19 protein-coding genes and 1 pseudogene are annotated in these 19602 nt (G+C 44.0%); 1 reads left to right on the plus strand and 19 read right to left on the minus strand.

Going from position 1 to position 19602, the window contains the following annotated elements; all coding sequences use genetic code 11:
- Positions 1-335: 335 nt before the first annotated feature.
- A pseudogene (locus HED67_RS14995) lies at positions 336-452 on the plus strand (DUF6061 family protein); the annotation flags it as partial.
- A gap of 61 nt (positions 453-513) precedes the next feature.
- Here HED67_RS14995 and HED67_RS15000 read toward each other — a convergent pair.
- The 19 genes from HED67_RS15000 to murB form a co-directional block, all read right to left on the minus strand.
- Positions 514-849 carry a DUF3784 domain-containing protein gene (locus HED67_RS15000; protein WP_021982867.1) on the minus strand — a complete coding sequence of 112 codons (336 nt, stop codon included), beginning with the start codon at positions 847-849 and terminating at the stop codon, positions 514-516.
- Positions 850-878: 29 nt separating this feature from the next.
- Positions 879-1064, minus strand: a complete 186-nt coding sequence (locus HED67_RS15005) for a DUF6440 family protein (RefSeq protein WP_005342831.1) — start codon at positions 1062-1064, stop codon at positions 879-881.
- Positions 1065-1139: 75 nt separating this feature from the next.
- On the minus strand, positions 1140-1751 hold the full coding sequence (locus HED67_RS15010; protein WP_221718786.1) for a class I SAM-dependent methyltransferase: 612 nt from the start codon (positions 1749-1751) through the stop codon (positions 1140-1142).
- Between the two features lie 377 nt (positions 1752-2128).
- Positions 2129-4075 (minus strand): lysine--tRNA ligase, encoded by a 1947-nt coding sequence (gene lysS, locus HED67_RS15015; RefSeq protein WP_221718787.1) that lies wholly within the window; start codon positions 4073-4075, stop codon positions 2129-2131.
- Positions 4076-4214: 139 nt separating this feature from the next.
- On the minus strand, positions 4215-4697 hold the full coding sequence (gene greA / locus HED67_RS15020) for a transcription elongation factor GreA (RefSeq protein ID WP_015512764.1): 483 nt from the start codon (positions 4695-4697) through the stop codon (positions 4215-4217).
- Between the two features lie 179 nt (positions 4698-4876).
- Complete coding sequence (dusB, locus tag HED67_RS15025; RefSeq protein WP_178441471.1) at positions 4877-5926, minus strand: tRNA dihydrouridine synthase DusB; 1050 nt, start codon at positions 5924-5926, stop codon at positions 4877-4879.
- 58 nt (positions 5927-5984) lie between these two features.
- Positions 5985-6779 carry a type III pantothenate kinase gene (locus HED67_RS15030; protein ID WP_178441470.1) on the minus strand — a complete coding sequence of 265 codons (795 nt, stop codon included), beginning with the start codon at positions 6777-6779 and terminating at the stop codon, positions 5985-5987.
- On the minus strand, positions 6763-7110 hold the full coding sequence (locus HED67_RS15035) for a DUF6145 family protein (RefSeq protein ID WP_221718788.1): 348 nt from the start codon (positions 7108-7110) through the stop codon (positions 6763-6765). Before HED67_RS15035 ends, HED67_RS15030 begins: the two co-directional genes overlap by 17 nt.
- Positions 7111-7219: 109 nt before the next feature.
- A complete protein-coding gene (locus HED67_RS15040; protein WP_221718789.1) occupies positions 7220-8197 on the minus strand; it encodes a biotin--[acetyl-CoA-carboxylase] ligase in 978 nt (325 codons plus the stop codon).
- 182 nt (positions 8198-8379) lie between these two features.
- On the minus strand, positions 8380-9039 hold the full coding sequence (locus tag HED67_RS15045) for a phosphatase PAP2 family protein (RefSeq protein WP_221718790.1): 660 nt from the start codon (positions 9037-9039) through the stop codon (positions 8380-8382).
- 226 nt (positions 9040-9265) lie between these two features.
- Positions 9266-10192 (minus strand): SPFH domain-containing protein, encoded by a 927-nt coding sequence (locus HED67_RS15050; protein ID WP_178441466.1) that lies wholly within the window; start codon positions 10190-10192, stop codon positions 9266-9268.
- A gap of 1 nt (position 10193) precedes the next feature.
- Positions 10194-10631 (minus strand): NfeD family protein, encoded by a 438-nt coding sequence (locus HED67_RS15055; protein ID WP_178441476.1) that lies wholly within the window; start codon positions 10629-10631, stop codon positions 10194-10196.
- 195 nt (positions 10632-10826) lie between these two features.
- A complete protein-coding gene (locus tag HED67_RS15060; protein WP_178441465.1) occupies positions 10827-11609 on the minus strand; it encodes a TrmH family RNA methyltransferase in 783 nt (260 codons plus the stop codon).
- 135 nt (positions 11610-11744) lie between these two features.
- Positions 11745-12719 (minus strand): 6-phosphofructokinase, encoded by a 975-nt coding sequence (gene pfkA / locus HED67_RS15065; protein ID WP_178441464.1) that lies wholly within the window; start codon positions 12717-12719, stop codon positions 11745-11747.
- Between the two features lie 111 nt (positions 12720-12830).
- Positions 12831-16301, minus strand: coding sequence for a DNA polymerase III subunit alpha (locus HED67_RS15070; RefSeq protein WP_221718791.1), 3471 nt, complete (start codon positions 16299-16301; stop codon positions 12831-12833).
- Positions 16302-16480: 179 nt separating this feature from the next.
- A complete protein-coding gene (locus HED67_RS15075) occupies positions 16481-16738 on the minus strand; it encodes an HPr family phosphocarrier protein (RefSeq protein WP_178441462.1) in 258 nt (85 codons plus the stop codon).
- Positions 16739-16768: 30 nt separating this feature from the next.
- Positions 16769-17725, minus strand: a complete 957-nt coding sequence (gene whiA, locus HED67_RS15080; RefSeq protein ID WP_178441461.1) for a DNA-binding protein WhiA — start codon at positions 17723-17725, stop codon at positions 16769-16771.
- 4 nt (positions 17726-17729) lie between these two features.
- The gene (gene rapZ, locus HED67_RS15085; protein ID WP_178441460.1) at positions 17730-18614 is read right to left on the minus strand and encodes an RNase adapter RapZ; all 885 of its coding nucleotides are present in this window, start codon (positions 18612-18614) and stop codon (positions 17730-17732) included.
- A 13-nt stretch (positions 18615-18627) separates the two neighbouring features.
- A complete protein-coding gene (gene murB, locus HED67_RS15090) occupies positions 18628-19545 on the minus strand; it encodes a UDP-N-acetylmuramate dehydrogenase (protein ID WP_221718792.1) in 918 nt (305 codons plus the stop codon).
- Positions 19546-19602 lie beyond the last annotated feature (57 nt).

Below are 19602 nucleotides of genomic sequence, written 5' to 3' on the forward strand. Positions count from 1 at the left end.
GTTTTCATTAAAACTTACTGTCTAATGGTAAGGGTTTTAAAAACTCAAACTGTCCAATCTATAGGGTACATTTTATAATAACTGTTATATTTTGTTATTAAATTCTCTGTAAACCCTTGAAAACACTGGATTTGTCGCAGGTGAGCTTTCCCTTATTGTTTCCCTTGTGTTATATCGTCCCACCAGTGTTTACGAACTCTGATAAGGGCAAATACAAGGGCAAGAAAATCCTATAAAACAGTATAACACAAAATAAAAGTGACATGGTGAACTGATTGAAATGCTTCTGATTTTTGCAACAAATGATTGATTTAACGATAAGGAGATTTGATACGATGAAAACAATATTTGCAGAATACAATCCACAATGCAACAGTATTGATGTTTATACCAGTGCCGGCTATATGCTTCGCATTGACTGCTGGGAAGCTGAAAAGAAATTAAAGACTACTATTATAAAAAAGCAAAAAGAGCTCCTTCGAGCTCTTTTGGGTCAGTTCTGCAAACTTGAATTTACTTTAATAAATATTTTTCAAACGCTTTATGATTATCAAAGTGGACTTCTCTAAAAAACAGAACTAACCAAATAATATAGGTTGGTATAGCTATATATGGGGTTAAAAAGCAGGATAATAATGCTCCTGCCAACATTATAATAGCCCACATAAAGCACTGATTTCTTATATCACGAGAGATATGAGCTTTATCATACAATGCCTGTTCTTCTTTAGAAAATGAATTAAATCCTGAAACAAATTTTGCTGCTTTTTCCTTAAAAATCGCAAATAACACACCTATAATCAAAAATGGTATTACCAAAATTATACACGACCAAAATCCTATATTCATAATACATACCTCCGCTTCAAACTCCGATTTTACTTTGTAACTATGACTTTTCCTTCTGAATCCAGAAGAGGTGTAATAGCCGCTCCATATCCAGATTTCCAACAAAGATAGTTAACCCCAGTCTCCTTATCTACAAGGATTTGGCGAACTCCTTCATCCTTAAGCTGACTTCCGTCTCTAAATGTAACTTCAAATCTTTCTTCTTTCTTTGCCATGTTTATTTCTCCTTTTTTCAAGCGTTAAATTCAGATTTTTCGTTCTCTGCGACTTCCCAATAAACGGGAAATTGGCTATTTCGTTGCAACAATACTTATCCAATGATTTTTTGTATTTGAATACGTTTTTATCTCTGTAAAACCTGCTTCTTTCAAAGCAGCAATGAGTTGATCAGATGTGTAAATCTTCATACCATTAATCAACTTTGTCCATTTTTCATCTGCGTCATTCGTTCCGTCAGATTCGTTACAAATCAGGAATGTCCCTCCGTTTTTCAGAACTCGATTTACCTCAAAAAAACATTTTTTCAATCCCGGCCAGAAGTAAACTGTCTCAAAAGCAGAAACATAATCAAAAACCGCATCAGGAAAAGGGATAGCAGATACATCACCTTGAACCACGCAACATTTCCCTTGTTTAATGGCGGCGGCGTTCAGTTTTTGAGATTCTGCCACACTGACCTTCGAATAATCCATTCCTGTCACATGTCCATTTCCGCATTTACCCAACCAGGCTACAATATTTGCACCGCCTCCGCAACCAACATCCAGTACCGCAGCGTCCGGATTCACTGAGATATTTGAAAATCCCCATTGTGATAACTTGGCGTGACCGATGTTCATCATCTTCGTCATCAATTTTCCGCCGAAGCCTTGTGGCTTACGAGTATTTTCAAAGAAGTTCATTGCATTATTCCTCCTCTTTAAATTCCGATTTGTATTTCTGTTTGTTTTAAAAATGGGCAACTCCGATTGGAATTGCCCACTCATTGCACTAATTATGCGATTTTTTCTTGCTTGCACCGATTTCTGCATCAAATGATGTAAGTTTGATGTAAATCGCTGTTTTTTTAGTTTTTTATCAAATGAAGTACGTCCCGTCTATTTACTATGAAAGTCCTGAACGGCAGCCATGAATAAGTCATGCCTGCATGAACGAATTCATGGATATCGGGTAGGCTAAACTGTATGAGTAAGCAGGGCAATCGCCCGGATTACGAATGCAGTTGGCAGTTACGGGAGTGCCATAGGCACGGAGTAACTGACTTTCATATATTTACATCTTAATAGAGCTTTGCACCTGCTGGAATATGGTTATCCACCATCAGCAGATGAAGTTCTTCATCCTCTGAATCTTTCAGATTGTTCACTGCTGAAAGAAGCATACCACAGGATTCAATTCCCATCATCTTACGTGGTGGAAGGTTTGTGATGGCAATAAGTGTCTTGCCAACCAGTTCTTCCGGTTCATAGTAAGCATGAATACCGCTTAAGATGATTCTGTCTGTGCCTGTACCGTCATCCAGAGTGAACTGTAATAACTTCTTAGACTTCTTAACCGCTTCGCATGCTTTAACCTTAACAGCTCTGAAATCAGATTTGCTGAATGTATCGAAATCTACCATTTCTTCAAATAATGGCTCAATCTTTACATTTGAGAAATCAATTTCTTCCGGTTCGGTCGCAATCTGGTCGCAATTTTCTTTTACAGCGCTCTCAGATGCCTTATTTGCTTTCTTGTCAGCGTCCAGTGACTTCATTGTCGGGAACAATAATACATCACGGATAGCCTGGCTGTCTGTCAGCAGCATTACCAGACGGTCAATACCGTAACCGATACCACCTGTTGGCGGCATACCGATTTCCAGAGCATTCAGGAAATCTTCATCTGTATGGTTAGCTTCATCATCACCGGCTGCAAATGCTTCTTCCTGTGCAGCAAAACGTTCTCTCTGATCGATCGGATCATTCAGCTCTGAGTAAGCGTTGCACATTTCACGGCCGTAAATATACAGCTCGAAACGTTCTACCAGTTCAGGATTGGATGGTTTCTTCTTAGTCAATGGTGAAATTTCAATCGGATGATCTGTGACAAATGTAGGCTGGATCATCTTGTCTTCACAGAATTCTTCGAAGAAGAGATTGATGATGTCACCCTTCTTGTGACGTGCTTCATAAGCAACATGATGCTCGTCAGCCAGTTTCTTGGCTTCTTCATCTGTCTTCACTTCTGTAAAGTCTACACCTGAGTATTTCTTAACTGCATCCATCATTGTGATACGTTCAAATGGCTTGGACATATCAATGATCGTGCCGTTATAGCTGAGTACTGCGCTGCCGCAGACTTTCTCTGCAAGGTAACGGAACATACTCTCTGTCAGTTCCATCATGCCTTCATAGTCTGTGTAAGCCTGGTATAATTCCATCAATGTAAATTCCGGATTGTGACGGGTATCAACACCTTCGTTACGGAATACACGGCCGATTTCGTAAACTCTTTCAAGACCGCCGACAATCAGACGTTTCAGATAAAGCTCCAAAGAAATACGAAGCTTCACATCTTCATCCAGCGCGTTGTAATGTGTCTCGAAAGGTCTTGCTGCTGCACCGCCTGCATTGGATACAAGCATCGGCGTCTCTACTTCCATGAAGCCGCGGCCGTCAAGGAAGTTACGGATTTCCTTAAGAATCTGGGAACGTTTGATAAATGTATCTCTGACTTCCGGATTCATGATCAGATCCACATAACGCTGGCGATAACGAATATCTGTGTTTGTCAGGCCATGGAACTTCTCAGGAAGTGTATGCAGACTCTTGGAAAGGAGTGTGATCTCTGTTGCATGAATAGAAATCTCACCTGTCTTTGTCTTGAAAACTTTGCCCTTGATGCCAATGATATCACCGATATCAAACTTCTTGAACGCCTGATAGGCCTCTGTACCCAGTTCATCTCTTGCTACATAAGACTGAATATCTCCCTGCAGATCACGGACATTGCAGAAAGAAGCCTTACCCATGACACGCTTCTGCATCATACGGCCGGCTACAGTCACTTCCTGACCTTCAAGTTCATCAAAATTGTTCTTAATCTCCATGCTGTGATGGGTTACGTTATACTTAGTGATCAGAAACGGGTCATTGCCTGCTGCCTGAAGGTCAGCCAGCTTGCCGCGTCTGATCTTATCCTGTTCACTGACATCTGGTGTCTGATTGTTCTTTGACTCTGCCACGTTGCTCTCTCCTGTTCTATTCGATAACTGATTTCTGTGTTTCCTATACTAAATTCAAGTGCTTATCCATAAAATTAAGCCCTTGTCTATATTAAACTTTTGCAAGTACAAAAAATTGATTAATTGCGATTGCTGAAAATTAAGCTCTTGCGATCTCAAGGATCTTGAATTCCAGGTCACCGGAAATAGTCTCAACAACGATTGTCTCGCCAACCTTGGAACCGATGAGTGCTGCACCTACCGGTGATTCATTGGAAATCTTGCCGTTTAATGCATCTGCTTCTGTAGAACCGACGATTGTGTATTCTACTTCTTCGTCCATCTCTACATCATATAACTTCACACGGCTGCCGATACCAACAGTATCTGCATCCACTTCATCCTGACCAACAACTTCTACATTCTTCAGAAGTTTCTCAAGTTCTTCGATACGTGCTTCGATATCTCTCTGCTCGTCCTTTGCTGCATCGTACTCAGCATTTTCAGAAAGGTCACCCTGTTCTCTTGCTTCCTTGATCTTCTGTGCAACTTCCTTACGTTTGTATACCTTCAGATCAAATAATTCATCTTCCAGCGCTCTTAACCCCGCAAATGTCATAATATTCTTCTTTGTTTCAGCCATAATAAAATATCCTTTCTATTCTGTTATTCTATCTTATCTCTGAATTACTCAGTCATTCTCGAAATGTCATTTGTCAAAACCGGATCTGATATGTTTTGACTCACGCAAAACTTATCTATTTTATCCAGCATACATCCCTGTATTATATCTTATTGACATTTCACTGTCAACTGATTCCTTTACTTAACCCCCTGATTGATGCCATATTTTTCATCATGATCGATTGGTTTTTCATAGGCTTTTATGCCGCCTTCACTGTACGCCAGCCAATCTGCCAGAAGCTGTTTCAACGCTTCATAAGATTCTACTTCATTCACAGCCTGACGCATTCTGGCGGAGCCATGATAACCTGCTGTATACCAGGCTACATGCTTGCGCATTTCCCGAATGCCCTGATATTCACCTTTGTAACGGATATGCATCTCGGCATGACGCAGCATCATATCTGTCATCTCTTTCAGCGACGGTTTCTCATGAAGGATTCCCTTCTCCAGATAATCAATGATATCTCTGAACAGCCATGGGTTGCCTCTGGCACCTCTGGCTGCCATAATGGCATCACATCCTGTTTCCTCAATCATCCTCCTGGCATCCTGAGGAGTAAAGATATCACCATTTCCGATCACAGGGATCTTCACTGCTTCTTTTACCCTGCGGATAATCTCCCAATCGGCCTTGCCGCTATAATACTGTTCCCTGGTTCTTCCGTGAACAGCAACTGCCGAAGCGCCATTGGCCTCCGCGATCTTCGCCATCTCTACCGCATTGATATGGTCATCATCAAAACCTTTTCTGATCTTGACTGTCACCGGCTTGTCAATGGCATCGACCAGACTTCTGACAATCCTGCCCGCCAGCTCCGGCTGCTTCATCAGCGCAGATCCCTCACCATTGTTGACAACTTTCGGCACCGGACATCCCATATTGACATCCAGCACATCAAAATCTCTGTCTGCGATCATTCTGGCCGCTTCTGCCATGATATCCGGATCTGAGCCAAATAGCTGCAGGGAAACCGGACGTTCCTGAGGTACTGTTTCCATCAGAAGAAACGTATTTTTGTTCTTATAAGTAATGGCTTTGGCACTGACCATCTCTGTACATACCATACCACACCCCTGTTCGCGGCAAAGCACACGAAATGGCAGGTCCGTAACGCCTGCCATGGGTGCCAGTATAACGGGACGTTCAATGCAAAGATCTCCAATCTGTAATGGTTTCATCATCATATGCACGACATTTCCTTTTTATTCCGATATTTGAAGCTTGCTGACAAGCAGCCCGCATCTAAGCTCTCCTGCCTTTTTTGCTGCTGACCGCATTCTTATAGTAAATGATACGCAATCCCTGGAGGGTCAGCATATTGTCATAAATATCTATGGCATCTGTCTCATCCGCGATCACCTTGCCGAAGCCGCCGGTTGCCACTACTTTGATATTCTCCAGTCCTGACTCTTCCTTCATCTTGCGGACGATATATTCTGTTTCTCCGATAGTACCATAGACAATGCCCGCCTGAATGCATTCTGTTGTATCCTTCGTCAGAATCGTCTTTGGCTTTCTGATCTCCACTTCAGGAATTCTGGCCGCATCACTGGTCAGGGCCTGAACACTTGTCTGAATGCCCGGTGCTATAACAACGGAATCCAACTTACCGTCCTCTAAAACAAGCTGATAGGATGTGGCTGTTCCGTAATCAATAACAATGGCCGGCACACCATATAATTCCTTGACAGCCGCTGCATTAACAATCAGATCAGAACCTGCTTCCTTCGGATTCTCCGCACCGACTTTGACACCGGTTTTCACACCGGGACCGACAATGATCGGATGAACATGGAAATATTTGATGCAGGCATTGGTCAGTGAATACATAACATTCGGCACAACGGACGCGATAATAATACCTTCTATGTCATGATGGCTGGCATTGGACAAACGAACCAAATCACGCAGAAGGACACCATACTCATCGGATGTTCTCGGAACTTTCGTCGTCACACGATAAACCTTCAAAAGCTTTGCTCCATTAAAGGTACCCAATGTGATATTTGTATTGCTGACATCAATCGCCATTATCATCTTCCAGATCCTCCCCTAAAAAGAAAACTTTGTAATAGGTTTCCAGTGACTCAAATAATTCCTGCTTCTCCTGCTGCATCTGTTTGATCTTCAACACACTGCCGATCTCATCATAAAGAAGATCCCCTTCATCGGCAGATGTATTGAGTTCAAGATTGCCGTTCTCATCAAACTCCAGAGACAGCGCACCGCCCACATCCTCTGTAAACAGCACACACATAATTTTCAGCTCATCTTTCACATGCTGCGGCAGTCCATCAAAATTCTCATTCAGATAAAATTTCTTCTCGTATGCACTGGACGCACATAAAACCATTTTATCCTGAAACATATTTATCCTCCTTCTATCGCCTGAAGTGCATTCATCCTACTTCAGCCATACAACTTAAATTCTTCTATTCCTGTCTTATCTCCTGCAGATCATCATTGTTCTCTGCAAATTATACATAACCCAAAACGCCTCTGACAGACACCTCTCCGGATATAACAGCAGTTCTTGTTCCGTCTGTCTTCTCCACAAGCAGTGCGCCCTCACTGTCAATACCGCATGCTGTGCCTTCATACTGACTGCCCCGCTCTTCGATATACACTTTGCGTCCCATATTAACAAGACGCTGATTGTAGCTTTCCACCATCAACGACAGATTTTCTGTCTGAAGGAACTGATCGTAGTATTTCTCAAAGGATTTCCAGACATCTGCAATGATTTCTGCGCGCTTATAATATTCGCCGGTGATCACATGCATAGATGCAGCCACCGCCGCAATATCCTCCGGAAAATCATCCGTATTCACATTAATGCCGATGCCAATCACCACATAATGGATATTGTCCAGTTCCGAACTCATCTCTGTCAGGATACCGCAGACCTTCCGGCCATTGATCACAATATCATTCGGCCACTTAATGGCACATCCCTCTACCCGGCTGCTGATGGCATCATAAACTGCCATGGCTGCCACCAGTGTCAGCATAGACGCTGACATCGGATGAATCTGAGGTCTTAAAAGAATACTCATCCAGATACCGCTGCCCTTCGGTGAATGCCACGGTCTTCCCCGTCTGCCTCTGCCGGACACCTGACGCTCGGCAACCACCAGCGTACCGTGGAAAGCTCCCTGTTCAGCCAGCATCTTGGCCGTCTGATTCGTTGATTCCTGTTCCTCTTCGTACACAACAGGATGTCCGGCCCACTCCGTCTCCAGAAGGCTGTCCACTTCTTCAGCTGTCACAATATCTGGTGTCTGAATTAATTTATAGCCTTTATTCTTCACAGCATCAATGACATAGCCTTCGTCTTTCAGCTGATTCATCACCTTCCAGATGGCTGTTCTCGATACATCAAGCATCCGGCACAGCTCCTGGCCAGACACATAGTCCTCTGTCTCCCTGAGACATTTTAAAATCTTCTCTTTCATGTCCTGACCTCCACTTTTATCCTTCATCCACTCAATACGAACCCATATGATACGATATTAACCTATTTTCACCAATTTATCAAGAGCTGTAAAACATGCGCTGCGTTTTTTTATGAAATCGCAAAAAAAGAATGTGCCTCACCTCCCATCATCGGGAAATGGACACATTCTATACGATCCGTTTATAAAGCTTTGACGTTGTATTCGCTTTCTCTGGAATCGTCAAATACCGACTTGTAGGACAGCGGATACAGAACCAGTCCCAGAACACATGCCCAGAACACATCAATAACGGAATGCTGTTTCAGGAAAACGGTTGACATGCAGATGGCAAGTGCCAGAACATAAGAGCCGAAACGTACCAGTTTCTTATGCTTAAAAGCGTTGGAATGCTGAATCACCGTATTGACAGCAATACTATTGAATACATGAATGGATGGACAGACATTCGTTGCTGTATCCACTGACCAGATCATCCCCACCAGTCTTGATAAAATATTGGTATTGGTAATCTCCGGTCTCAGGCTCAATCCATTCGGGATCAATGTATAGATGACCAGACAGATGATCATTCCGGTAAACATATATCGGCATGCATGATAAAAATCTTCTCTTGATTTTATGTAAAAGTAAACGAATGTACCGGCAATCCATACAAACCAAAGTAAATACGGTACAATAAAATATTCACAAAACGGAATCTTGTCATCCAGCTTCGAGTGGATCGTTAACACAGGCTTCGCATACTTCTCCAACAGAGAAAACCAGGTGAAATATACGAGCATAAATACAACTACAAACTGCAATGGGTGCTTAATCGTCCATTGTCTCAATTTCCTCATAAAAACTCCTCCACAACACATGATTTCATTATGGTTTCAATTTAAAACATTCTCTTCCTTGATACAAACAGAAGTATACACCCATTTTTTAAAGATTGTCTATCTAAATTCTGAAAAATTTCTTAAACATTCTCGTAATAAGTTTTGTAAAAAAAAACAAACAGCTGTACAATCTGCACAGCTGCCTGTTTCATCTCTAGTATGAATTTGCAAGTTTTGCAAAGTGCTATTTCGTATCAGCTTCTTTGACAACTTCCGCGATTGATGTTGCTAACCCTGCAATCCCCTGGATATCTGATGGAATGATGATCTTCGTGGACTTGCCGTCAGCAGCCTTCGCAAAGGCTTCCAGGCTCTTCAGCTGAAGTACCGCTGAGTCCGCACCGGCTTCCCGGATAAACTTGATACCATCGGCATTGGCCTGCTGGATCTTCAGGATTGCCTGTGCTTCACCTTCTGCCTCACGGATCTTGGCTTCCTTCACAGCTTCCGCATGAAGGATAGCAGACTGCTTGTCAGCTTCAGCCTGAAGGATCACAGATTCCTTGTGGCCTTCTGCCTTCAGGATAGCAGAACGTTTCTCACCTTCTGCGATCAGAATGGATTCTCGTCGTTCACGTTCGGCCTTCATCTGTTTCTCCATGGCATCCTGGATCGCTGACGGAGGAATGATATTCTTCAGCTCGACACGGTTAACCTTGATGCCCCATGGGTCTGTCGCCTCATCCAGTGTAGAACGCATCTTGGCATTGATGATCTCACGGGATGTCAGTGTCTCATCCAGTTCCAGATCACCGATGATATTACGAAGTGTTGTTGCTGTCAGATTCTCGATGGCCATGATCGGATTCTGAACACCGTAGCAATACAGCTTCGGATCTGTAATCTGATAAAATACAACGGTATCAATACGCATGGTAACATTATCCTTGGTGATCACCGGCTGCGGTGCAAAGTCTACAACCTGTTCCTTCAGGATAACTTTCTTGGCAACCTTGTCAATGATCGGCATCTTGATATGAAAGCCGACAGACCAGGTTCCCTGATAGGCACCTAATCGTTCAATAACATAAGCATGTGCCTGCGGAACGATTTTCAGGCAGGATGCCAGAATCAACAGCAGGATAATAATTAATACAATTCCCAAAATCATATTAGTCTCCTTTCTTTTGTCCTTCGACAATTAACTTAACACCTTCAATGCCGACAATTGTCACTGCATCGCCGATCTTGAAAACAACTGTATCATCGGAACTTCTCGCTGTCCATTCCAGACCATTGATCACGACCTGTCCCTGACTCTTCAGATTGTTGATGTCAACAATCACACGGGCCGTCTTGCCCACCAGTGCCTCTGTATTGGTCTTGATCGTCTTCGTGTTCAGATACTTCACAGCCAAAGGTCTTGTAAAGAACAGCAGCACAACAGATACTACTACAAATACACCGATCTGAATGCCCTGATTCATTCCAAGCAATGCCGCAAAAAATGCAAACAGAGCGCCTGCGGCAAACCAGATCGTTGTCAACCCCAGTGTTACAATCTCTATGATCAGCAGGACTGCCGTCAAAGCCAGCCAGATAATCTCCATTTGTTCCACGCAAATTCCCTCCTTGCCTTGCCATCCTCAAGATTTCCTCGTATCAGATGTCTGTAGTTGTCTTCATCATATCATTTTTTACAGTCTCTGTCTATAACATTCCCTGTAATACATGACAACTTATTCCCTTATTTTAAATATCTCTGAATTTTCCGAAAATTATATTACCAAATCATAACGATTTACTTAATACTCTTTGCGTCTTTGACGATTTGCCTCGTACATCAGAACTGCAGCTGCAACTGAGGCATTCAATGATTCCAGCTGTCCTCCCATAGGAATGCGAATATAATCCGTGGCAGAATCCGCTGCTTCCTTTGTCAGTCCATTCCCCTCATTGCCGATCAAAAATCCTGATGGCTGTCTGTAATCTTCTCCGTCATAATTGTTCCTGCCTTTCAGGTGTGCGGCATACAAACGAATCCCCTGAGCTTTTGCCTGGCCGATCGCTTCACAAAAATCATCCGCATACACAAATGGCATTCGGTACAAGGATCCCATGGTCGCTCGGATCGTCTTCGGATTATAAATATCCACTGTGTCTCTGCTCATTATAATCCCCGTCACTCCGGCACCTTCCGCTGTCCGCATCATCGTTCCGAGATTACCCGGATCCTGAATATTCTCAAGAAAAAGCAATAGTGCATCCGGCTGCTTCAGAATATCCTCCAGACAATTCTCCTGCTGACGGACCACCGCCATAATTCCCTGGGGCGTCTGTGTATCGGAAATCTGTCTGAACACCTGATCATCCACGATCAGTGCCTTCGAAAGCTCCAGTCCCCGCAGTTCGGGCGGATTTTTATAAAAGCTCTCGGACACATAAATCTTCACCAGTCTGTCCGCAGGGGTTTCTGCCACCATGCGGATGCCTTCCGCCACAAAACACTTTTCCCTTTTTCGCTGTTTGCTCTTGTTCAGCAGTTCTTTGACGTATTTCATCTGCTGATTGGAAACACTTGTAATCATGATCTTCTCCTTATACAAAAGGGACTGCCGCTTTCTCCCGATGGTCCGAAACCACTGCGGAATCATCTCACGACAGCCCCTGAATATCTCTTCTTCAGATTCAGTTGTAATCTGTTCTTTAATTGTTCAATCGCTCTAGCGCGCCAGAATCTTCGCAACGCTGTACTGGAACGGGTCGATTTCCTTCTGCATTGCTAAAGCTTCTTCAATGTCATAATCAACATACTTGCCATCCTTATAAGCAACAACGCGATTACTCTTGCCGCCCATCAAAGCATCGACAGCATATGCTCCCATGACAGAAGCCATCACTCTGTCCTTCGCTGTCGGACTGCCGCCTCGCTGCAGATGTCCCAGGATGGTTGCACGTGTCTCAATGCCTGTAGCCGCTTCAATCCGCTTCGCCATACTGGTTGAATGTCCGACACCTTCCGCATTGATAATAATATGATGTTTCTTACCCCTTCTTCTGTTGGCAATAATATGATCAATCAATGCTTCCTCATCATAATTATATAACTCAGGAAGCAGGATATCTTCCGCACCATTGGCAATACCGCACCAGAGGGCAATATAACCGGCATTCCTGCCCATTACCTCAATGATACTGCATCGCTCATGGGAAGTCGATGTATCCCGAACCTTATCAATGGCTTCCATAGCAGTATTCACTGCTGTATCAAAGCCAATGGTGTAATCTGTACATGCGATATCAAGATCAATGGTTCCCGGTACACCGATGGTATTGATACCATTGGCAGCCAGCTGTCTGGCTCCCTGGAATGAACCGTCTCCGCCGATGACAACAACGCTGTCTATACCGTGCTTCCGACAGATATCTGCGCCTTTCTTCTGCCCTTCCGGTGTACGGAATTCCTCACATCTGGCTGTATACAAAAATGTACCGCCGCGATTGATAATATCTGATACACTGCCTGCATACAGGTCAATGATCTCTTCCTCTAGAAGTCCTGAATATCCCTTCTGGATCCCCTTCACCTGACAGCCGTAAGCAATCGCCGTTCTGACGACCGCACGAACTGCAGCATTCATTCCCGGTGCATCTCCACCGCTTGTCAGTACACCTATTGTTTTTACGCCATCATTCATGCTCGATTCCTCCACTTACGCTGTCTTTATCTTTCATTCGGGCATCTCTCTTCAGTTCTGTCCATCTGCTGTCTGCCCACATAAACCCATTGAAAATATTTTAATACAGTTTTAAAAGCTTTTCAAGACAGTTTCCCTAACTTTTACGTTTTCTTTTCCCATCTGGCTTCCAAGCTGCTCCAAAATCATTTCATCTGCCTTGACATTCCATGAAACCGGCAGCTTCTTGATGGCTTTTTCTTCTTTGCAGAAGATGATTACCCGATCATTGCCCGAATGTCCTGCCAGTGTCCTGTAAAGCTGCTCCTGCTTTTCTATAAAACTGTTTTTATTCGGATACTGCAGCCAGACCTCCTTCGGAATATTATCAAAAGGCATGATCTTTTCGGCGATCAGCTTTGCCTGCTGATCTTCTGATGCGGACACACGCCCCCGGATATAGAGCTTTGCCTCCTCCGCCAGTTCTGATTGGTGCCGTTCATAATCGTTCGGAAATACAATGACTTCCACGGTACCCATGAGATCTTCCAGCTGAAGGAAAGCCATCATTTTGTTGTTTTTGGTGGACTTTACAGTTTTTGATGTCACCATGCCGCCCACAACTACAACGGACTGATCCACCACCTTCGGCATGCCGGTCTCCTCATCCACATAGAAATCTGATGTGACGGCTGTAACATTTTTGCGCCAACTCTCTGCCACATCATCTAAAGGATGACCGCTGATATATACGCCCAGAACTTCTTTTTCAAAGGACAAAAGCGTTCCTTTATCGTACTCACCCACATCCGGATAATGGATTTCAAAAGCCTGCTTTTCTTCCTCATCCATAAAATCAAATAATGTCATCTGACCGCTGAAATTCTTCTTGCGGTCCTGTGCCACCTGATCCATGATCTGTGCATAGACCATCATCTGCTGCCGTCTGGTGGCTCCGAAGCTATCAAAGGCCCCGGCCTTGATAAAGTTTTCAATAGTCCGCTTATTCACCTCTTTACCGCTCATACGCTCGATAAAATTCTTCAGACTTGTAAAAGGTCCCGCCAGTAAACGTTCCTGTTCGATTGCAGCCACAACCGGTCTTCCGATACTCTTGACCGCAGACAGACCATAAAGAATCTTTCCGTTGTCAACAGAAAAAGCACTGACGCCATGATTGATATCCGGCGGCAGGATCCGGATTCCCATCTGACGGCAGGTCATAATGTATTCTGCCACTTTCACGGAATTGTCAATAACCGAAGTCATCAGGGCTGCCATAAATTCTACCGGATAATAATATTTCAGCCAGGCTGTCTGATAGGACACGATGGTGTAGGCTGCCGCATGGGATTTATTGAAGGCATACTTGGCAAAATCCGTCATTTCATCAAAGATTCTGTTGGCTGTTGCTTCATCAATGCCATTGGCGATACAGCCCGGTACACCAAGTTCCTCATTGCCGTAGACAAAATACTGGCGCTCCTTGGCCATAACATCGGCTTTTTTCTTGGACATGGCTCGGCGCACCAGGTCACTTCGGCCAAGATCATAGCCGGCCAGCTTCATAACAATCTGCATAACCTGTTCCTGATACACAATACAGCCATAGGTTGGCTCAAGAATCTCTTCCAGCTGCGGGCATTCATAGCTGATGGATGCGATATCATTTTTGCCCTTGATGTAGCGGGGAATGAAATCCATCGGACCCGGACGATAAAGGGAAATGCCGGCAATGATGTCTTCCAGATTATGCGGTTTTAACTCCTTCATGAAGCTCTTCATTCCTGAACTTTCAAGCTGGAAGATGCCATCTGTTTTTCCTGTTCCGATCATATCAAAAACCGCTTTATCATCGTAATCGATTTCTTTCATGCTGACCTGCTGTCCACCGCCTGCATTAATGAGTCTCACGGCATTCTGGATCACCGTCAATGTACGGAGTCCAAGGAAATCCATCTTCAGAAGACCTAACTCTTCCAGGGTTGTCATGGTATACTGTGTCGTAATAACATCATCTGCCCCCCGGGACAGCGGTACAAATTCGTCCACCGCCTTCGGACTGATCACAACACCGGCTGCATGCATAGATGTATGTCTCGGAAGTCCCTCCAGTCTTCTGGCCATATCGATGAGATTATGAATGCTGTCATCACCCTCATAGAGTTTTCTGAGCTCAGGATTCATCTTCAATGCCTTATCAATAGTAATGCCCAGTTCATTCGGAATCATCTTTGCCACGCTGTCACATACAGCATAAGGCAAATCCAGCACACGTCCCACATCGCGGATAACACCTCTTGCTGCCATGGTACCGAAAGTAACAATCTGTACGACACGCTCCTTGCCGTATTTGCGGACGACATAATCAATGACTTCCTGACGTCTCTCGAAGCAGAAGTCCACGTCAATATCCGGCATGGTGACGCGGTTCGGGTTCAGAAAGCGCTCAAAGAGCAGATTATAACGAATCGGATCCAATGTGGTAATATCCAGGCAGTAAGACACGATACTTCCTGCTGCGGAGCCTCGCCCCGGTCCCACCATAATGTCATGCTTCTTGGCGTAATGAATGAAATCCCAGACAATCAGGAAATAATCCACAAATCCCATGGTCTTAATGGTATTCAACTCATAGCTGACACGCTCTTTAAGCTTCTCATCTGCCTCTGGATATCTTTCATAAAAACCGTCCCAGACAAGCTTCTGAAGATACCCCCACGAATCGTACCCTTCCGGTACCGGAAATTCCGGCAGTTTATAATGGCCAAACTCGATATTCACATTGCATCGCATGGCAATTTTGTGCGTGTTTTCAATAGCTTCTCTGGCATAAGGGAAAAGTGCTGCCATCTCTTCCGGGGATTTGACATAATATTGACCGCCTTCATAGCGCATACGGTCTGTGTCCGATACTTTCTTGCCTGTCTGGATACACAAAAGGACATCATGGGCCTGGGCATCCTCTGCTAATGTATAATGAATATCATTAGTAGCCACCAACTCAAGTCCCGTATCTTTCGCCAAACGCAGAAGCCCCTGATTCACGGTTTTTTGCTCCGGAATACCGTGATCCTGCAGCTCCAGATAAAAATGATCTTTTCCGAAAATACCGGACATTTCTTCTGCTGCATCCAGCGCGGTCTGATACAATCCCTTTCTTAAAGCATCAGGGATCTCACCGGCCAGGCAGGCGCTAAGGGCAATAATGCCTTCGTTGTATTGTTTCAAAAGTTCCTTGTCGATACGCGGTTTATAATAAAATCCCTCTGTAAAACCCCTGGACACAATTTTCATCAGGTTGTGATATCCGGTATCATTTTCCGCCAGCAATACAAGATGATGATACCGGTTGCTGCTCATATTCCCACTCTTTTCAAAGCGTGATCCCGGTGCCACATACACTTCACAGCCAATAACCGGATGAATGCCCTGTTTTTTTGCTTCTTTATAAAAATCAATGACGCCGAACATGACACCATGATCCGTGATCGCTACACTATCCATGCCGAGCTCTTTGACTCTTGCAACCAGCTCTTTAATTTTATTCGAGCCATCCAGCAAGCTATACTCTGTATGGACATGCAAATGTGTAAAATCCATCCTCCAGCTCCTTTCCTTTCGATTCAGGTCGAATGTATGCTGCTCACCACTTTTACAAAAAGCAGGCATCTTCTCCGACCGCGATAAAAAAGGCCGCTGTAAAACGGGTACCCGCACAATCCTTCCATGCATAAGAACCGGTTTTACAACAGCCTCTCTTCTCTATCCTGATAGATATTCTATTTCGATGTTGTCAGATATTCTTCAATCTTGTCCATTGCTTCTTCTTCATCCACACCTTTGGTGATGATCGTCACTTCTTCACCCGGTACAATAGAAAGTGTCATCATACCCATAATACTCTTCGCATTGACTTTTTTATCTTCAACTTCTACGTAAATATTGCTTTCAAACTGGCTTGCTACCTGTACAAGTAAAGCCACCGGACGTGCTTCCATATCTGTAGGAATATTGATTGTAATGTTCTTTGAAATCATAAAAATATACCTCGCCTTTCGATAATACCCCTATTGTTGATGTCGTTCCCGCAATTCATCAGCAAAAAGACTAATTTTCTTCAGTCTGTGATTCACACCCGACTTGCCAACCGGCGTATCCAAAAGCTGACCAAGCTCGGCCAGCGTCGCCTCAGGATAGCGGACCCTCAATTCTGCCATCTCCTGGAGAGATTCCGGTAATTCGTCAAAAGCTGACGACATCTGAATGAATCTGATATCTTCAATCTGTTTCACTGCCGCAGAAACAGTTTTGTTAATATTCGCTGTTTCGCAGTTCACTTTACGGTTCACATTGTTGCGCATATCTTTGACAATGCGGACATTCTCCATATCCATCAGTGCATTATACGCACCCATGATGTTCAGCAGATCCACAACCTGCGAACTATCCTTGACATAGACAACAAAATACTTTCTTCGTTTGATGACTCTTGCATTGATATTGAATGTCTCCATGATCATCTGCAGCTGCTTCGCCTTAGCTTCACTGAGACAGACAATTTCAAAATGATAGGTCTTCACCGGATCACTCACTGACCCGGATGCCAGAAACGCACCTCGGATAAAAGCCCGTTTGCAGCATTCCCTTTGAATGATCAAACTGTCCGATATGGAAAAATCTTCCTCAATCACACCGAATGGTTTCATCAGTCTGCATGTCATAAGGATCTTTCTCGCCGTTTCGTCGTCATTGACCGACAAAATATAAGATCTGCTCTTATTCAGACTGGAACTATGCCGTATTGAGATATCCGTATTTATATTATATGTTTTTTTCAATAATGTAAAGTACTTTCTTGCAACGGTTACATTTTCTGTATGAATTTCTATGCGGACACGATCTTTTTCATCAAAAATCACCTTGCCGCACATACTGATAATTGCCGCTGTCTCCGCGATACAGCAGTGACGCGGATTATTACAGTCTTTCGAAAGTTCTTCTTTGACTTTGCTGGAAAATGACATCACATCACCTCATCTGACTGCCCTTACGCTGACTGTCTCTGTCCACATCTCTATGTTCAGCTTTCACACTGTATTCAAGATCTTTGAGACATTCATACAGGGCATTGGTGATGGTCACTGAGCGATGTTTGCCGCCGGTACATCCAATAGCCACCACCAGCTGATTCTTGCCCTCCGCAATATAACGCGGGATCAGGAAAACAAGCATATCATACAACTGTTTTAAAAAAATCCCTGCATCTTCCGATTTCATGACATAATCGTATACAGGCTTGTCATTCCCGGTCTGATGCTTCAATTCCTCTACATAATAGGGATTTGGCAGAAAACGCACATCAAAAACAAGATCTGCATCCGCCGGAATCCCGTATTTGAATCCAAATGAAAGTAATGTAATATAAAAATTACTGTAATCTTTGTCATCCACAAAAATATGCTGTATCTCTTTCTTCAGATCACGGATCAGCAAATTACTTGTATCTATGATATAATCGGACTGCTTTTTCAGGAAGCTCAGTCTCTGACGTTCTTCCACAATAGCCGCCTCAATTCTTCCGCCTGCAGCCAGGGGATGACTTCTTCTCGTCTCTTTATAACGCTTGATCAGCTTGTCATCCCTGCAGTCCATAAAAAGGATCTCATAGTCATATCCTTCATCTCTGACGGATTTCAGAACATCCCCCAGCATATTCAAATGGTTTCTGCTGCGGATATCAATTCCCAGTGCCACTTTGGACATCATATTTTCTTCATGCCAGCTGATTTCTGCAAATTTCAGGATCAATGGTACCGGAAGATTATCAACACAAAAATAGCCTGCATCTTCAAGCATCTTCAGTACAGAACTCTTTCCTGCTCCTGACATGCCTGTCACAATTACAAAACGCATTTTATCCCCCCTGTTAAAACTCTCCGATCATTCTGACTTCCGGTTCAATCCGAACACAGAACTGTCGATCCACCTCCTGCTGCACATGACGAATTAAAGTCATAACATCTGCTGCAGTTGCATGGCCGACATTAATGACAAAACCGCTGTGCTTCTCAGAAACCATCGCATCCCCCACACGAAAGCCTTTTAAGCCGCAGTCCTGAATTAATTTGCCGGCAAAATAGCCCTCCGGACGTTTAAATGTACTGCCTGCACTTGGATATTCCAGCGGCTGCTTTTCTTTTCTTGATCTGGATAATTCAGCCACCTTTTCTGTAATCGCCATAGCATCCCCTTTTGTAAAGGAAAAGCCCGCTCTCAGAACAACCAGGGGCTGCTCCATCATCACACTGTGCCGATAGGAAAGCTTCAATCTGTCTCTTTCCAGACGCAGAACTGCCCCGGTCTCATCCATGAGCTCTGCCCATAAAAGATTGTCACTGATCTCGCCGCCGTAAGCACCTGCATTCATCGTCACGCCGCCGCCGAGGGTTCCCGGTATACCTGTCGCATATTCAAAACCTGTATAGCCTTTGGATGACACCTGACGCGCCAGGCTCGACAACATCACACCGGCACCTGCTTCCACCAGCAATTCTGTCCCTTTTTCCTCATAGGCAACATCATCCATTGTATGACAAATATGAAAAACAACACCGCGGTAACCGCCGTCTCCAACAAGGAGATTACTGCCATTACCTGTAATAAAATAATCCACACCTTCCGCTCTGCAAAGTGCAACCCCTCTTCCAAGAGACGCCGCATCTTCAGGCACAACAAAATAATCTGCCGGTCCGCCGATCCGGAAGGTTGTATGGGCAGACATCGGCTCATCTTTTAAGATGTGGTCCACTCCTGCCGCTTCTGATAATTTATGATAAAAATCCATATAAACCTCTTGTTCTTTAATTCTTGTCCCAGTTTAAATCAGATCATTGTCCAAATA

Source organism: Pseudocoprococcus catus, from assembly GCF_019734885.1.
Lineage (GTDB): Bacteria > Bacillota > Clostridia > Lachnospirales > Lachnospiraceae > Coprococcus_A > Coprococcus_A catus.

Coding starts and splice junctions, on each gene's coding strand:
- HED67_RS15000 (WP_021982867.1), bottom strand. CDS start 849: ATGAATATAGGATTTTGGTCGTGTATAATTTTGGTAATACCATTTTTG.
- HED67_RS15005 (WP_005342831.1), bottom strand. CDS start 1,064: ATGGCAAAGAAAGAAGAAAGATTTGAAGTTACATTTAGAGACGGAAGT.
- HED67_RS15010 (WP_221718786.1), bottom strand. CDS start 1,751: ATGAACTTCTTTGAAAATACTCGTAAGCCACAAGGCTTCGGCGGAAAA.
- greA (WP_015512764.1), bottom strand. CDS start 4,697: ATGGCTGAAACAAAGAAGAATATTATGACATTTGCGGGGTTAAGAGCG.
- dusB (WP_178441471.1), bottom strand. CDS start 5,926: ATGATGATGAAACCATTACAGATTGGAGATCTTTGCATTGAACGTCCC.
- HED67_RS15030 (WP_178441470.1), bottom strand. CDS start 6,779: ATGATAATGGCGATTGATGTCAGCAATACAAATATCACATTGGGTACC.
- HED67_RS15035 (WP_221718788.1), bottom strand. CDS start 7,110: ATGTTTCAGGATAAAATGGTTTTATGTGCGTCCAGTGCATACGAGAAG.
- HED67_RS15040 (WP_221718789.1), bottom strand. CDS start 8,197: ATGAAAGAGAAGATTTTAAAATGTCTCAGGGAGACAGAGGACTATGTG.
- HED67_RS15045 (WP_221718790.1), bottom strand. CDS start 9,039: ATGAGGAAATTGAGACAATGGACGATTAAGCACCCATTGCAGTTTGTA.
- HED67_RS15050 (WP_178441466.1), bottom strand. CDS start 10,192: ATGATTTTGGGAATTGTATTAATTATTATCCTGCTGTTGATTCTGGCA.
- HED67_RS15055 (WP_178441476.1), bottom strand. CDS start 10,631: ATGGAGATTATCTGGCTGGCTTTGACGGCAGTCCTGCTGATCATAGAG.
- HED67_RS15060 (WP_178441465.1), bottom strand. CDS start 11,609: ATGATTACAAGTGTTTCCAATCAGCAGATGAAATACGTCAAAGAACTG.
- pfkA (WP_178441464.1), bottom strand. CDS start 12,719: ATGAATGATGGCGTAAAAACAATAGGTGTACTGACAAGCGGTGGAGAT.
- HED67_RS15070 (WP_221718791.1), bottom strand. CDS start 16,301: ATGGATTTTACACATTTGCATGTCCATACAGAGTATAGCTTGCTGGAT.
- HED67_RS15075 (WP_178441462.1), bottom strand. CDS start 16,738: ATGATTTCAAAGAACATTACAATCAATATTCCTACAGATATGGAAGCA.
- whiA (WP_178441461.1), bottom strand. CDS start 17,725: ATGTCATTTTCCAGCAAAGTCAAAGAAGAACTTTCGAAAGACTGTAAT.
- rapZ (WP_178441460.1), bottom strand. CDS start 18,614: ATGCGTTTTGTAATTGTGACAGGCATGTCAGGAGCAGGAAAGAGTTCT.
- murB (WP_221718792.1), bottom strand. CDS start 19,545: ATGGATTTTTATCATAAATTATCAGAAGCGGCAGGAGTGGACCACATC.